The sequence below is a fragment of the Lysobacter spongiicola DSM 21749 genome, from assembly GCF_900167055.1.
In the GTDB taxonomy this organism is placed as follows: Bacteria; Pseudomonadota; Gammaproteobacteria; order Xanthomonadales; family Xanthomonadaceae; genus Novilysobacter; species Novilysobacter spongiicola.
The window spans coordinates 18,191-33,261 of record NZ_FUXP01000004.1 but is presented as its reverse complement, the minus strand read 5'-3'; the positions used below and the strand labels follow the sequence as shown (position 1 = coordinate 33,261).

Genomic DNA, 15,071 nt, shown 5'->3' with positions numbered 1-15,071 from the left:
CCGCGGCCATCAGGCCGCCTATACTACCGGGATCGCCGGGCGGCTTCCGCCGACGGCTCTGCACGCTCCACACCAAAGGCTTCGACCCGATGACACAGAACCAGGCGAGCCCGTCCACGGCGCCTGCCGTGCCGGCGCTGTCGATCCGCGACCTGCGCAAGACCTACGACAACAAGGTCGAGGCGCTCAAGGGCGTCTCGCTCGACGTGGCCGAAGGCGACTTTTTCGCACTGCTCGGCCCCAACGGTGCCGGCAAGAGCACCCTGATCGGCATCGTCAGCTCGCTGGTCAACCTGACTTCCGGCTCGGTCCAGGTGCATGGCATCGACCTGCGCCGCGACCGCTCGGCGGCGATGCGGATGATCGGACTGGTCCCGCAGGAGATCAACTTCAACACCTTCGAGCAGCCGCTGGACATCCTGGTCAACTACGCCGGCTTCTACGGCGTGTCCCGTGACGAGGCGATAGTGCGTGCGGAGGAGGAGCTCAAGCGCGCCCAGCTGTGGGACAAGGCGCGCATGATGAGCCGCACCCTGTCGGGCGGCATGAAGCGAAGGCTGATGATCGCGAGGGCGATGATGACGCGCCCACGCCTGCTGATCCTTGACGAACCCACCGCCGGCGTCGACATCGAGATCCGCCGCGGCATGTGGCAGACCCTGCGCGAGATCAACGCCGCCGGCACCACCATCATCCTGACCACCCACTACCTGGAGGAGGCGGAATACCTCTGTCGCAACCTTGCCATCATCGACCGCGGCACCATCGTCGCCCAGGGCCCGATGCGGCAGTTGCTCGCCAGGCTCGATGTCGAAGGTTTCGTGCTGGACATCGACGGCGAGCTGCCGGCTCAACTGCCGGACATCGAAGGCACCATCGTGGTCGCACGCGACGACCACACGCTGGACATCGAGATGCCGCGAGCGATGGATCTCAACCGGGTCTTTGGCGTGCTCGACCAGGCCGGCATCCGCGTGCGCTCGATGCGCACCAAGTCCAACCGGCTGGAGGAGCTGTTCGTGCGCATGGTCGCCGCCGGCGATGCCGCGCCTGATGACCCCGGCCCGGCCCAGGTGCCCGACAACACCCGCACCGGCACGAGCGCAGGAGGCCAGGCATGAACCGCAACCTGGTCGCCCTGGGCACCGTCGCCCGTCGCGAAGTCCACCGCATCCTGCGCATCTGGGCGCAGACGCTGGTGCCACCCGCCATCACCATGACCCTGTACTTCCTGATCTTCGGCGGCCTGATCGGCTCCCGGATCGGGACCATGGACGGCATCGACTACATGGACTTCATCGTGCCGGGGCTGGTGATGATGAGCATCATCCAGAACAGCTACGGCAATATCTCGTCGAGCTTCTTCGGCGCCAAGTTCGGCCGCCATGTCGAGGAGCTGCTGGTCAGCCCGATGCCGAACTGGGTGATCCTGCTGGGCTACGTGACCGGCGCGGTCGCACGCGGGCTGGCGGTCGGCGCGATCGTGCTGCTGATCGCCTCGCTGTTCACCGAAGTACAAATCCCGCATCCGTTCGTGACCCTGACCACGGTCTTCCTTGGCGCGGTGATCTTCGCCCTGGCCGGCTTCGTCAACGCCGTGTTCGCCAAGAAGTTCGACGACATCGCGATCGTGCCGACCTTCATCCTGACCCCGCTGACCTACCTCGGCGGCGTGTTCTATTCGGTCAAGCTGCTGCCGGACTGGGCCGAGGCGATGACCCACGCCAACCCGATCTTCTACATGGTCAATGCATTCCGCTATGGCCTGCTCGGGGTCAGCGACGTGCCGCTCTGGATCGCCTACGTGCTGATGCTCGGGTTCGTCGTGGTGCTCGGGGCGCTGGGGTTGTGGCTGCTCAAGCGCGGGGTCGGGCTGCGCAGCTGATCTGATATCGTCGCGGCTCGCCATGGAGGGCGCGCCGACGCAGCACTCCGGGCCGGAACATCCGAACCGATCGAGGAGTGCCTGAATGATCCGTCGCCTTTCCCTGCTTCGTCCGCTTGTGCTGGGCATCGCCTTCGCTTCCATGCTATCTGCCTGTAGCGGTGACGATTCTTCGACCGCGGCGGCAACCGCCGGAGCTGAGGCGCCTGAGTCCGATGTAGCGCCTGAGGGCACCGCAAACGTGGCTGCTGCGGCAACCGATGACGATTCGCGAAACGATGTAGATCCGGATGAATCCGGTTTCACGATCGAAAGCGTGCCGATATCGGAGGTTTCGCTGGGCGAGTTTCCCTACTTCTCGATCCCTGAAGGCCATCGAGAGGATCCGCTGAACACTGTGCGCCTCGACTTCGCACAAGTCGCGTTCTGGACCGGTGACCGATACGAAACCATTGAGGGTCGCGTGTACGCCACCGGCATCCGGCGCGAGCGCGACAGCGGCAAACAGTTTTCTTCGCTGCAGGTGGCACGTGACCTGGAACAGGCGATCAAGTCCGCAGGCGGTGTAGAAATTTTCCAGGGTGAAGAGCCAAAGCAGGAGCGCGAAGCAAAGGCGATCCAATCGCTCATGCGGCAGTACGATCTCGAAAGCAAATGCTGGGCACATGATCCTGCACAGGTGTTCGTCATCCGGCGGGAAGATCGCGAAATATGGATTCGCGTCTGCCAGAGCAGGCGCGTTGCGGGTTTCATAGTCGGGGAAACCCAGGCGTTGGTTCCGACTGTGACCCTGCTGCCGGCGGGCGAGCTCAAGCAGCAGCTTGATGCCGATGGCAAGGTCGCGCTGCAGGTGAACTTCGCCACCGACAGGGCTGAGATCCTCCCGGAGTCGCAGCCCCAGATCGAGCAGGTACTGGCCCTTCTGCAGGCGCACCCGGACCTGAAGCTCTCGATCAACGGGCACACCGATGACAGCGGCGATGCGGCACACAACCAGCAGCTCTCCGAAGCGCGCGCCGCATCGGTGGCTGCGGCCCTGACGGCCGAAGGCATCGACCCGTCGCGGCTGCAGACGCAAGGCTTTGGCCAGAGCGAACCGGTAGCCGACAATGCCACCGAAGCAGGCAAGGCGAAGAACCGGCGGGTGGAGCTGGTGCGGATATAGGCCGCAGCCACCGTGCCTCACGCCCCAGTTGGCCACCAGGAGGCAACAAGTGACCTGCTCCGCTTGCAGTTCCCCCCTCTGGTACTGTCCTCCTCCGCTCACATCTATCCTAGAACCCGCTATGAAACGACGCCAGACACCCGCGTTCGAACTTTCCTTCTGCGCCTTTATCGCATTAGCGGTCGTCGGCTGCAGTGGCTCCGAAAACAGTGGGTCGCGGTCAGACACAGAAGTATCTTCTGCCGCCGGCCCTGCGACACCAGTCGCCTCGGCTCAGGCGGTCACTGCCGCCCGCTCTGAAAGCGATGCGGGGGAGCTCGCCGGGACGGAGATGCTGCAGGTGGCCCTGGGGATGAGTTTGATGGCTGAAAAGTGCGGGACCGCGAGCTCGTCCGAGCTTCAAGCGGAGCTAGCGGAAGCAAGGATTCGGTTTGTCGCGGACGGCGGGAATGCGGGCTCATTCGAACGAGCGGCGGACGCGGCCAAGGTCCAAGTTGACTCTCTCTCGCCGACCGAGGTAGCCGAGAGCTGTGCCGCGCTTGAGCAGGCGCCCGATCGCTGGAGCCGGTAGAGCCTCGGATTCCGCACGACTGGAGCATTAGAAAGCTGGCTGGTACATCCCTCGCCGCTTTGCTGCTGATCGCATCGTGTTCACCGAGGTGCAGGTCTCTTCTTGACCTTGTCTGATGTGTTCCGGGGTGTGGTGATCTGTGCCCAACGGGTTTCTTCAGTGCTGGGTTCGCCAAAAGTCCGACGACATTGCGATCGTGTCAATGTTCATCCTGACTCCTACCGACCACTTCGGCGGCGTGTTCTACTCGGCCACGCCGCTGCCGCACTGGGCCGAGGCGTGTTGACCCGTGCCAACCTGTCTTCTAGATGGTCAGTGCCTTCCGCTGCGGCATGTTCGGGATAAGCGACGTGCCGCTTTGGCTCGCCGCGTGATGATGCTTGGGCCCGGGGTGCTGCTGGGATTTTGGTTGCCCATGCGCGGAATTAAGACTGCGTAGTTGATAGCTGCGCTTCACGGAATCCTGTTCGTATGATGGGGCAGTGCTGCGGGCCGCTGCCCGCCGCGCGATCCACACCCAGACGAAAGGAGTCCGTATGTCCCTGTTTCGCTCTAAGTCCTTGGCTACCGCACTGGTGGTTGCCGCTGTTGCCGCATGCAGCCCAGGCAAAGAACCGAGTTACGACCTGGGTGCCCGGGCACCTCTGGGCGAAACCGCACCCGAGTCCACAATGAACGAAAGCGCTTCGGCCGCGCCCGAAGGCGACGCTGCCGCGCTGGACGCCAAGCTGGTTGACCTCGGTTGGGCGGGTGCCGCCGCTACCACCCATGCGTACGCGGCTGCCTGTGGAGCGACCGAGACGCAATTGGAGGCTCATCTTGCTGCGCAGAGCAAGCAGGCCGAGGCAATGGGTACTTCCACCGAGGAGTTCGAGCGCCAGCTCAAGGAAGCGCTGCCGATCGCGGCCCGGCGGGTCGAGATCGACGATGTCGCCATGGCAGCGGCCCGACGCGCAGACACGTGCGAATCGACCCTCGAGAGTCTGGAGTGAGTCCGTGTCACCCCACGACAAAATGTGACCAAACCCGCGATCCGCTACCTGAATGCGCCATTTTTCGTGACATAAATCACAAAACACGGCACTGTCATTTAGCTGGCGTTGACTTAGGGTCCGCCCGTTGTAGGCTCCGACACGCCCTAGGTTGACATAAAGCGACGTGAAACGTCACCGGGGTGATGCAGGAAGGAAGTTCCGAGTCGAACCATCACGCAGGGAGATCACCCAATGCAGATCAAGCAGCGCCGTTTCGGTGCCGGCCGCCAGCGCGGCCAAGGCATGACCGAGTACATCATCATCACCGCCCTCATCGCAATCGCAGCCATCGCCGGCATTACCGCCTTTGGCGGCACAGTCCGAAGTGGTGTCGCCGGCATGGCCAAGGAGCTTTCCGGCCAGAGTGCGACCCAATCGATGAACCGCGCCAAGAACACGGCCAACGAGGCGCAGACGGAAGCAGACAAGACCAAGGGAATGGACGCTTACAACAACAAGTAAGCCTTCATGCCGCCGTACCGGTGCTTTCCGGCACCGAGCATGGGGCCGCCGCCCGAGGGCGGCGCCCCTCTTCCCAGCCGAATTCTCCGACCGCAGGCGGTGCCGGCGCGTCGACGCTGTGAGAGGTGATGGGCGTGCAAGCACTGCTATCGAATCGGAATCGTACTGCTCCCGGCACCCGCAAGCACCGAGGCCAGGCGCTCGTACTGGGCATGGTGTTCCTGCTCGTGCTCGCGGTGGGCACCGTGCTCCTGTTCAACACCGGGCAGGTCGTACATCGCAAGGTGCAGTTGACCAACGCCGCGGATGCGGCCGCCTATAGCGTGGCGGTCCAGAACGCCCGCGCCTGGAACCTCGCGGCGTACATGAATCGTGGGCGCGTAGCCAACGAGGTGGCCGTGGCCCAGTTCGTCAGCCTCTATTCGTGGTTGAACCATCTCAATACTGCGTCCTTCATCCTCAAGACCTTTTTCGAGACTTTGGGCAGCATCCCATTTCCGCCGGTAGCCATACCTGCGCGAATACTGGCCACTGCCTTCAAGATTGCGGATCAGACGCTGAAATCGATCCGGGGACCGGCGCGTCAGGCGATCCAGGCCGCGATCACGGTGCTGGACGAGTTCAACCGACTCTGGGCCTACGTTGCGATAACCGCGATTACGGCAGTCTCCAAGGCGGATGCGATCTTCACTGCCAACGAGATAATCAAAGCCAATGTCGATCAGGCGCGTCTGACTGCGCTTGGAGCCACTGTTCTGGGGAGTCAACTGGTCGCATCCCAAAGCAATTTCATCGATTTCCACAGGTTGCCGCGTTTCGGTCAGAGCGAGCCTTTCAATCGCTACCGCAACGTGGTGATGCAATCGCGCGATCGGTTCAGCTGGAACCGCGGCCAGTCAACTCCCGGTCCCGTCAAGTTCGCCACCTACGGCGGGACCGACATGGTCAATTACGACCGCTGGGTGGCAATGGACACCATGCAGATCAAGATCGATCTGCCCAGGTGGCTGGGCGGGGACATCGAACTTCCCGTTGGCTGGGGTGGTGCACAGGCGGTCGACAGATACCAGAACCAGCGTTTCCTGCCGGGCTTCAACAACAACCGGGGGTGGCGTTCGCCGTTCGACAACAGGCGCTACGGCATCTATGGCGGAATGAACCCGAGGAGCTACATCACCGAGCTCGCGGCAGGTGATCCGAATGTGTCACTGCATGGCGGCAAGGCCAAAGACGCTTACTTCACTGGTTACCGGGGACTTCGTGACTATCACGACCTTAAGCCTGGCCAGAAGGGCACTCCGGGCTCTGGCCCTGTCTTCACTGTGGAGGCGACGCTCGACATGCGCGAGGCGCGCACCAGCAGCACCGTAGGTCTCTCCAGCGGGCGGATGGAACTCCGCGAACAGACCCGGCAGCTTTCGACTTTGGCGTCGGCGGAAGTCTATTTTGAGCGGCCGCCGACGCTGAACCTCTTCAGGCGGGATGACGGCATGCGCGAGTGGGGCAGCCTTTTCAGCCCCTACTGGCAGGCTCGCCTGATCGAGACACCAGCGGCCGTGCGTAACAGTCTGGGTCTTGCCGGAGGTGTGTTGTGACTCAGCGCCGAGTCGGAGACCCCGGGACGTGGATCCTGGCCATGGCGCTCACAGCCATGGTCGCCGCATGCGCCGATGGGCCCGCGGCGGAGAGCCAGGCCAGCGCGATTTCGGTTTCCATGGCGACGGCGGATGATGGGGCCGTAGTCGACTGGCCGCCCATCCACCTCGACCAGGTCCAGGAGCGGATTGTCAATGGCAAGAACGAAGCGAGACAGGACTACCAGTTTGCGCTGGAGAATTGCCGCATGACTGACTGGCCCATCAACGAGCTGACCAGTGCCGAGCTCGAGCGCTTGGGAACCACCCGCGTGAGGATGTGGATTTCTCCGCAGCTGGAAGTGATCCGCGACGATGAGTGGAAGCTGGCCCTGGATGGTGATGCATCGGCTGGAAGTTGCCTGTTCCGGCTCAAGCACCAGGGACGCTACAGCTACATGGACGGTTCCATGGGAATGAGCCGTGAACTGGGTGAGCCCACGAGCGGCGCCGGCATCGACCCGGATCCGGGAATGTCCGCTGGCGCTGAGATTCCGCCACGATATCCCCTTGATCCGCCAAGCGGTCCACGCGGGGGGTTCAGCCCTTTGGGCACGTCTCAAGCCGCGGGGCATCCGTGTCGGGCATGGCGGGGGGACGGAGAGAGGGGGCCGATCGAGCAGTGCCTCTGGTCTGGAGGCCGCGCCTTTGGGTTCGACGACCACGACACCGGGGAGGGTTGCAGCCCGGGACGCACGATCGAATCCAATCTCGGATCGATCATCCTGACGCAGGAACCGGTGGATGGCGATGGCTGCCGGATCCGCACTCTGGCTTTCACCGTCGGCAGCACCTTGGATTCCGCTGCATATTCACCTCCTGAAGGTGGGAGGCCATGAGTCCTGGCATCATGCCCGGCTTGTGCGCAGGGGGCAGAAGTAAGCCCCGGCGACGCCGGTTACAGAAGGGGCAGTCCCTTACTGAAGTCGCAGTGATGGGCGCTGTGCTGGTACCGCTGTTCCTTTTGGTACCGGTGCTGGCCAAGTACGTACATCTGCAGCACAAAGGCGAGCAGATGGCCCGGGCTGCCGCGTGGGAGGCAACGGTCCACAAGGACTACGGAGTCCCCCAGCGGGCACAGATGCAACAGCAACTGCTGATCCGGCACTTCGCGCCGGCAGAAGAGCCAATCAACAGCCGGCCCACGGCACCCCCGGCGAACTCGCCGCTCCCGGATGTCTTCCTCAACACCTTCAGCAACCAGCCGTTGCTGCGTCGCGCCGACGTGCGGCTGCAGCCGTACGGAAACACCGGCGCCCCGGGTGTGATGGACGACGTCTTCGAGATGCTCGAGAAAGCGCCGGGAGAATTTCCTCCCAACAGCAACGGCCTGATCCGTACCCGGATACAGCTCAACCCACAGAACCTGCGCACTTCGGATGGTCGGCCGGCCGCCTATCTCGCGCCCTTCGACAATATCAACCTGCAAATGCAATCGCACCAGGTGCTGCTCACGGATCCATGGAATGCCGCCGGCGGAGGCAAGGGTCGTTCTCCCCACGAACGCAGCGTACTCGCTCAGGTCCGTTCGCTGGTGCCAACGTCATATCTGGATGGGAAGCTCCCCGAGGTCAACATCCCGGATGTCATCCCCGTGCTCGGCGTGCTCGACGAGCTCGACATCGGCCACATCGAACCGGACGTGGTGCCGAAGAACCGGCTGGAACGTTATGCGCCGCGTCCCTGATTGGCTGGCTTGTGCTTTGGTCGTTGTAGCACTGCCGCTTTCGGCCGCCGACTGGCCAGACGTGCCGCTGCCGGAGGACGCCGACGCCATCGACGTTGCCGAAAACATGTTGTTCAACGGATTGCCGATGAGCACCAGCAAGTTCCGCACACGCGCCCGCGTCGACGAAGTGAAACAGTTCTATCGCAAACGTTGGGCAGGGGAAGTGGTTGAAAACGAACTCGGCACCGCCACGGTCCTGGGCCACTTTGACGGGCGTCACTACATTACGGTGCAGATCGAAAGCATGGGGGGCGGTACCGAGGCAACGGTCGGCATCATGGATGCACGAGCCACGAAGCCTGACCACCCGCCGGGAACCTGGCTGGCGCGGCCGGCCAACACCGAGGTCTTGAGCGATATCCAGTATCTCGACCTGTCGGGAAAGCCGCGCACGCTCGCGCTGCGGAACACCCTCAGCCCCAGCCAGAACTATCTTTTCTACCGTAGCCGCTTGGCGGCGGATGAGTGGAAGCCACAGGGCCCCGGCTGCTCGGTAATGGCCAGCAGCTGTCTTGTGGAGTTCAGCCGCGGCGGCCAGCAGTTGTCCTTGGCGATACAGCGCGACGGGGACGCCACCGTGGTGGTGGCGAACCAGTCCGGGCAATGAGATAGACACGATGAAGGGGGATCATCGGATGTGCCACCCGAGGGGAGGTCGCCGTCAGGCCGGGCAGGGACTGGTGGAGTACACCGTGCTGCTGGTGTTCGTGGTGCTGGTGATCGTGGCCAATCCGAACATCATCCTGGAACTCGTCCAAGCCGTGCGGGACGCCTATATCGCGTTCGTCGACGTGATTGCGATGTCCTGGATCGAAGTGCCCCTGCCCTAGTCATTACGGATCTGCTCATGCCAACAATGAACAAGAATTTCCTCTACATCGGAGTGGCAGCGCTGCTCGGACTTGTCGCCGCGGTCGCCGCAGTTGGCTACATCCGCGCCGAAGTGGAGGAACGCACGCGTGACGCGGACACGGAGATGGTTCCCGTCGCGGTGCCGAAGCGCGACATGGACATCGGTACGGTGATCAACGAGGAGGACCTCGCGGTTCGCGAAGTTCCGGTCGACTTCGTGCCGGCAGGCGCGGTCACCCCTGACAATTACACGGAGCTGATGGGCCGGATGCTACGCGCCCCTGTGCGTGAGGGCGCGCCCTTGCCGGGCGCGGCGCTGGTGCCGTTGTACGACCAGTTCTCCCGTGTCATTGGCGAGGGACGGGTTGGCTACACGCTGCAGGTCGACGAGACGAATTCGATCTCGGGCATGGTTACGCCGGGCGATCGCGTCGACATTTTGATGTCGGTCGAGGAGGACGGTGGGAATACGCGCGTGATGCCCCTGCTGGAGGACATAGGCGTCCTCGCGACCGGAACCCGCGTCGGAGAGGAACTCTCCAATGACGAAGGCGGGCTGGGCTTCTCCACCATGACCTTGGAGCTCCAGCCCAAGCAGGCGGAACGGCTGACGGTCGCCGACAAAGCCGGCGACCTGCGCGTGCTGTTGCGTCAGCGCGAGGATGCGACCGCATTCGAGCTCGAGGGGCTGACGGAAAGTGAACTCCTGCGGGGGGCACCTCGTCCGGTGTCGCGCCGGGGGGGCGGTGTGGAATTCATTATCGGGGGTGGAAGTTGAAGCGACTGAAGGTGGCCAAGGGGAAGGCCGGTGGGTGGGTGCTGGTATCAATGATTCTGATATCGAGTGGGGGTGCAGCGGCGACCTCTACCGGACAGGAAGATGGAGCACCGTCGCCACCCCGGAGCGTCACGGAAGCGCAGTCGATGCTGCGCGACGCGCAACCAAGCAAGGAACCGCCGAGCCCGCGCGCAAGCGCGAGCTACGTGCTGGAGAACAGTGAAATCGAGGCTTGGGATACTCAGGGGCATTCGCCGATTTCGGCGGCCGGCGGCGGTCGCCAGGGCCTGCTTCCTGAGGAACTCACTCTCTATGGGGGGCAGGTGGTGGTGCATGAGGTGCACGCCCCGCTGCGCCGCGTCGCAGTGGGTAGCGGGAAGCTGCTGGAGGTGAAGACGCTCGGCAGCCGGGAGCTTGTCATCATCGCCATCGAGCCTGGCAACTCTGCATTGCATCTCTGGTTCCAGGACGGCAGCCAGCGCGAGATACCCGTCACCATCGTCGGTGACAATCTTGGGCAGGCGGCCCGGGTGCTGCAGTCGACCCTAAGCCCCGCCAGCAACGCCCGGGTTTCAATCGTTGGTGGAAACGTCGTGGTGACCGGCCAAGACATCAGCCAAGGGGAGTGGTCCCGCATTGAGCAGATGCGCGAGGTCTACCCGAGCATCGTCAACCTCGGCAGCGTCGACGCCGTTGGCATGCGACCGATGGTGATGATGGACGTCCAGATCATGGAGTTCGACCGCAACGCGCTGGAAGAACTCGGCATCCGCTGGGACAGCCGGATCGATGGCCCGAATGCTGGAGCACTCTACGACTCGTCTTCATCGGAGTTCCGTGTACTTCCGGACGGAAGCCCTTTTGACGACGATGAGTTCGCCGGGATGGCCAATCCGATCCGGACCGCCTTCGGGCTCGCTACGTCGATCACTTCGCGCATCAACCTCCTGGTCAACCAGGGCAAGGCCTACGCGCTGGCGTCGCCCCACCTGAGCGCGCGCAGTGGGGGCGAGGCCGATTTCCTGGTGGGTGGGGAACTCCCGATCCCGGTGTCCTCCCTGTTCGGCCAGACCCAAGTGGAGTTCAAGGAGTACGGCATCAAGCTCGAAATCTCCCCGGTGGTGAACGGATCCAACGAGATCCTCACCACAATGATGGCCGAGGTCAGCCGCATCGACCCCAGCATCACCGTGGCGGGCATTCCCGGCTTCCTGACCAGGCGGACCCGTTCGGAGTTCAATGTCCGCAATGGCGAAACGATCGTCATCTCCGGACTTACCGATATCAATGCCGCGAAGTCGGCTGACAAGTTCCCGATCCTGGGCGAGATCCCGATCCTGGGACGGCTTTTCCGTTCTGATCAGTTCCGCGCGAACAAGACCGATCTGGTGGTTTTTGTCACACCCCGCACCGTGGATCCCGCTTCGGCGGAAAACCTCGATCGTATCGAGCAGGGCCACCAGATCCGCGAGTCGTTCGAAGGCGAGTTCGGTCGCAAGCTCCAACAGTAGGTGGGCGCATGTTCAATGTTCTGATCGAAACCGGTAACCGGGACCCCCGCGAGGTGCGCTGCCTCCATCGGGAGTGTGGAATCGGTCGGAGTGACGGCAACCTTGTCGTCCTGCAAGGCTGGAACATCGGCAGCCGCCACGCGGCACTCAAGCGGATGGAAGACGGCATATTCATCGAGTCGCTTGGTGGCGGCCGCGCCTCAGTGCTGGTTAACGGACAGAAGGTGAAGACCACCCACGGTCCTCTGACTGGGAACGACCTGGTCGAAATCGGCGAATACAGGATCCGCGTCCTGAACGAAGACCAGCGACGAAGCGCGCCGGCCGTGGCGGCGAACGAACCGGTGGCTCCGATGCCTGCTGCGGTCGCACCCGCGCAGGAGCACGTGGTGGTATCGGACTCCCGCGAAATCGCACGCGCTGCCGACCTGCCTCCCGAGATGAGCGTCTGGCGCGCACGCGTGCACGGTGCCCTGGTCAAGCAGATGGACCTGCGTCGCCTGGACGTGCGCAGCCTGAGTGACGACGCACTCCGCGAAGCCACAATGAAGCTCATCGACGAGATCATGGCCCGGGAGTTCGCGGATCTGCCCAAGACCATCAATCCGCGTCGGTTGGCAAAACAGGTGCTGGACGAAGCAATTGGCCTGGGCCCGCTGGAGGACCTGATCGAGGACAACACGGTCACGGAGATCATGGTCAACGCGTTCGACCAGATATACATCGAGCGCAACGGCCGCATCGAAAAGTCGGAGGTGTGTTTTACGAGTGAGCGGGCGGTGCTGTCGGCGATCGAGCGCATCGTGACTCCGCTGGGCCGCAGGATCGACGAAAGCTCTCCGATGGTGGACGCGCGGCTGAAAGACGGTTCGCGTGTCAACGCGATCATTCCGCCGGTGGCTTTGCGGGGCGCCAGCATCAGCATCCGAAAGTTCGCCAAACGCAAGCTTACCGGCGAAGACCTGCTCACCTACGGATCGTTGAACAGGGAAATGCTCGAGTTCCTCACCATCGCGGTGCGCGAGCGGCGCAACATCGTGGTTACCGGAGGAACCGGATCAGGCAAGACCACGTTGCTCAACATCCTGTCGAACTTCATCCCGGAGCACGAACGCATCGTCACCATCGAGGACGCCGCCGAATTGAAGCTGGTGCAGCCCAACCTCGTTGCCCTGGAGGCGCGGCCGCCCAACCTTGAGGGCAAGGGCCAGATCACCATTCGGGATCTGGTCAAGAACGCACTTCGCATGAGACCGGACCGGGTTGTCGTAGGCGAGTGCCGCGGTGGCGAAGCGCTGGACATGCTGCAGGCGATGAACACTGGCCACGAAGGCTCACTCACCACCGCCCATGCCAATAACCCGCGTGAGGCGCTCTCCCGGCTGGAGGTCATGGTGCTGATGTCGTCCATGGACCTGCCAATGACGGTGGTACGCGAGCAGATCTCATCTGCCGTGGATCTGATCGTGCACCAGCGTCGCTACCCCTGTGGCTCGCGCAAGGTCAGCCACATTACCGAAATTACCGGTCTGGAGAGTGGAACCATCCAGATGCAGGATGTGTTTCTATTTCGAGCGCGCAACCATGCCGGTGCGGGCGGCAAGGTTGAAGGTGATTTCGTTGCCACCGGTGCCGTGCCCGAGTTCTACGAAGAGCTCGCGGACCGGGGCGTGCCGGTCGATCTTGAGATCTTCCGAAAGCCCGGGACTGCCGCATGAACGTGTGGCTGATCGGGGTGCTGGTCTTCCTGGGGGTTGCTGCCGCCGGCGTCGTCGCTGTACAGGCCGGCGAACGCTTCATGCATCGCTATCAGGAGAGCTTCGTCAATCAGGCACGAATAAACCTGGCGGACATGTTCATGTTCATGGACACCGGCAGCCTGTTCGCGATCAACATGGCCGTGCTCGTCCTGGTGCCCCTGATCCTGTGGATCGGCACCGGTAACCTGCTGCTACCGGTGGCAACCCTGCTCCTGCTGGCCATTCTGCCGCGCAAGATCTACGTATGGATGCGTCAGCGGCGGATAGACAGGATCCAGGAGCAACTGCCGGATGGCCTGCTCATGCTTGCCGGCAGCATGAAGGCCGGTGTCGGCTTCGGACCGGCGATGGAGGCGATGGTCGCCGATGGCATGCCCCCGTTGGCGCAGGAGCTCGCGCTGGTGCTGCGGGAGCAGCGCATGGGAGTGAAGACCGAAGAGGCACTCGACCACTTTGCCGAACGCGTGCCGGTGCAGGACGTCAAACTTTTCGTCTCTGCGGTACAGATTTCCAGAGAGGTTGGCGGCAACCTCGCCGAAAGCCTCACGATCCTTGCCGAGACGCTGCGGCGCAGGCTGATCATGGAAGGCAAGGTCAAGGCGCTGACATCGCAGGGACGGCTGCAGGGGATCGTCATGGCGATGCTCCCGGTCGCCATGGTGGCCTTCCTTGCCTTTGCCTATCCCGAGACCATGCGCCCGATGTTCCACACCCCAATCGGCTGGTCGGTAATCGGGATCTGCGCGGTGATGGAATATCTGGGCTACCGCATGTGCCGCAAGATCATGACGATTGACATATGAACATGTTGCTTATCCTCGTTGCGTTCTCCGCCGCCGCCGCAGTGGGCTTGGCGATGGTGGCCACACGTGGCCTCCTGCAACAGGTACCGGCGGAAGACCGCTATTTCCAGGATCCGCTGCCCAAGGGTCTACAGCTGATCTGGCCGCTGGTAACCGCGACCACGCTGGCGATCGCGCCGCGGTTGAAATCCGCGCAACTGGAAAAAACCCATCGAGCCCTGCAGTCGGCCGGCCAGGACTACGTGCTGACACCGGAGAGCCTTTATGGGCTGCGGCTGGTCGCGGCCGTCATCGTTTCGCTGTTCTTTGCGTTGCTGGTCATGATGCTGGGTCGCGCGAGTCTTCCGACCCTTCTGATGTGCCTGGTCTTCGGTGCACCGCTCGGGTGGATGTATCCCACCTTGTGGCTCAGCGAGAAGCGCAACTTGCGTCGCAAGCACGTCATCAGGGACCTGCCGACCTATCTGGACTTCATCACCATGGCGGTGGAGGCTGGACTGAATATCACAGGTGCAATCGAGCAGGCCGTCCAGAAGGGGCCGGCAGGGCCGCTCGGGCAGGAGTTCGCGCGAATGCTGCGGGACCTGCGTGCCGGACTGCCGCGCGCGGAGGCGCTGCGGCGCATGGCGGACCGCATGGATATCTCCCAGATCTCGAACTTCACCAGTTCCCTGATCCAGGCCGACCGCGTAGGTGCGAGCCTGAGCGATGCCTTGCGCGCGCAGGCTGGCCAGCGACGGGAGGAGCGCTTTCTGCGTGCCGAGAAGCTGGCGCTGGAAGCGCCGGTCAAGATGATGCTGCCGCTGGTGATGTTTTTCTTCCCGCTGATCTTCCTGGTGCTGGCGTACTTCATCTACCTGCAGATGAAGCAACAGGGGATCCTTTGA

Annotated in this window: 15 protein-coding genes; all 15 read left to right on the top strand. The window is 63.0% G+C overall.

All coding sequences use genetic code 11. From position 1 onward, the window contains the following. Positions 1-89 precede the first annotated feature (89 nt). Positions 90-1,121 (top strand): ABC transporter ATP-binding protein, encoded by a 1,032-nt coding sequence (locus B5D37_RS06985; protein WP_078758010.1) that lies wholly within the window; start codon positions 90-92, stop codon positions 1,119-1,121. Then, positions 1,118-1,885: an ABC transporter permease gene (locus B5D37_RS06980; RefSeq protein WP_078758009.1), complete on the top strand. Its 768-nt coding sequence runs from the start codon at positions 1,118-1,120 to the stop codon at positions 1,883-1,885. Before B5D37_RS06985 ends, B5D37_RS06980 begins: the two co-directional genes overlap by 4 nt. Before the next feature lie 85 nt (positions 1,886-1,970). After that, positions 1,971-3,050, top strand: coding sequence for an OmpA family protein (locus B5D37_RS06975; protein ID WP_234987743.1), 1,080 nt, complete (start codon positions 1,971-1,973; stop codon positions 3,048-3,050). A gap of 1,242 nt (positions 3,051-4,292) precedes the next feature. After that, a complete protein-coding gene (locus B5D37_RS06965) occupies positions 4,293-4,613 on the top strand; it encodes a hypothetical protein (RefSeq protein WP_078758007.1) in 321 nt (106 codons plus the stop codon). Positions 4,614-4,847: 234 nt separating this feature from the next. Continuing rightward, positions 4,848-5,117, top strand: coding sequence for a pilus assembly protein (locus B5D37_RS06960; protein ID WP_078758006.1), 270 nt, complete (start codon positions 4,848-4,850; stop codon positions 5,115-5,117). Between the two features lie 134 nt (positions 5,118-5,251). Then, the gene (locus tag B5D37_RS06955; RefSeq protein WP_200809202.1) at positions 5,252-6,712 is read left to right on the top strand and encodes a pilus assembly protein TadG-related protein; all 1,461 of its coding nucleotides are present in this window, start codon (positions 5,252-5,254) and stop codon (positions 6,710-6,712) included. A gap of 41 nt (positions 6,713-6,753) precedes the next feature. Continuing rightward, positions 6,754-7,590: a hypothetical protein gene (locus B5D37_RS06950; protein ID WP_078758004.1), complete on the top strand. Its 837-nt coding sequence runs from the start codon at positions 6,754-6,756 to the stop codon at positions 7,588-7,590. Between the two features lie 95 nt (positions 7,591-7,685). Continuing rightward, positions 7,686-8,438: a hypothetical protein gene (locus B5D37_RS06945; RefSeq protein ID WP_078758003.1), complete on the top strand. Its 753-nt coding sequence runs from the start codon at positions 7,686-7,688 to the stop codon at positions 8,436-8,438. Beyond that, positions 8,422-9,087, top strand: a complete 666-nt coding sequence (locus B5D37_RS06940; protein ID WP_143814197.1) for a hypothetical protein — start codon at positions 8,422-8,424, stop codon at positions 9,085-9,087. The genes B5D37_RS06945 and B5D37_RS06940 overlap by 17 nt, the downstream gene beginning before the upstream one ends. 28 nt (positions 9,088-9,115) lie before the next feature. After that, positions 9,116-9,310, top strand: coding sequence for a hypothetical protein (locus B5D37_RS06935; RefSeq protein ID WP_234987742.1), 195 nt, complete (start codon positions 9,116-9,118; stop codon positions 9,308-9,310). Between the two features lie 26 nt (positions 9,311-9,336). Beyond that, positions 9,337-10,110 carry a Flp pilus assembly protein CpaB gene (gene cpaB / locus B5D37_RS06930; protein ID WP_234987741.1) on the top strand — a complete coding sequence of 258 codons (774 nt, stop codon included), beginning with the start codon at positions 9,337-9,339 and terminating at the stop codon, positions 10,108-10,110. A gap of 146 nt (positions 10,111-10,256) precedes the next feature. Continuing rightward, positions 10,257-11,621, top strand: coding sequence for a type II and III secretion system protein family protein (locus B5D37_RS06925; protein ID WP_159447356.1), 1,365 nt, complete (start codon positions 10,257-10,259; stop codon positions 11,619-11,621). Positions 11,622-11,629: 8 nt separating this feature from the next. Next, positions 11,630-13,339, top strand: coding sequence for a TadA family conjugal transfer-associated ATPase (locus B5D37_RS06920; RefSeq protein WP_078757998.1), 1,710 nt, complete (start codon positions 11,630-11,632; stop codon positions 13,337-13,339). Next, a complete protein-coding gene (locus B5D37_RS06915) occupies positions 13,336-14,184 on the top strand; it encodes a type II secretion system F family protein (protein ID WP_078757997.1) in 849 nt (282 codons plus the stop codon). Before B5D37_RS06920 ends, B5D37_RS06915 begins: the two co-directional genes overlap by 4 nt. Further along, on the top strand, positions 14,181-15,071 hold the full coding sequence (locus B5D37_RS06910) for a type II secretion system F family protein (protein ID WP_078757996.1): 891 nt from the start codon (positions 14,181-14,183) through the stop codon (positions 15,069-15,071). Before B5D37_RS06915 ends, B5D37_RS06910 begins: the two co-directional genes overlap by 4 nt.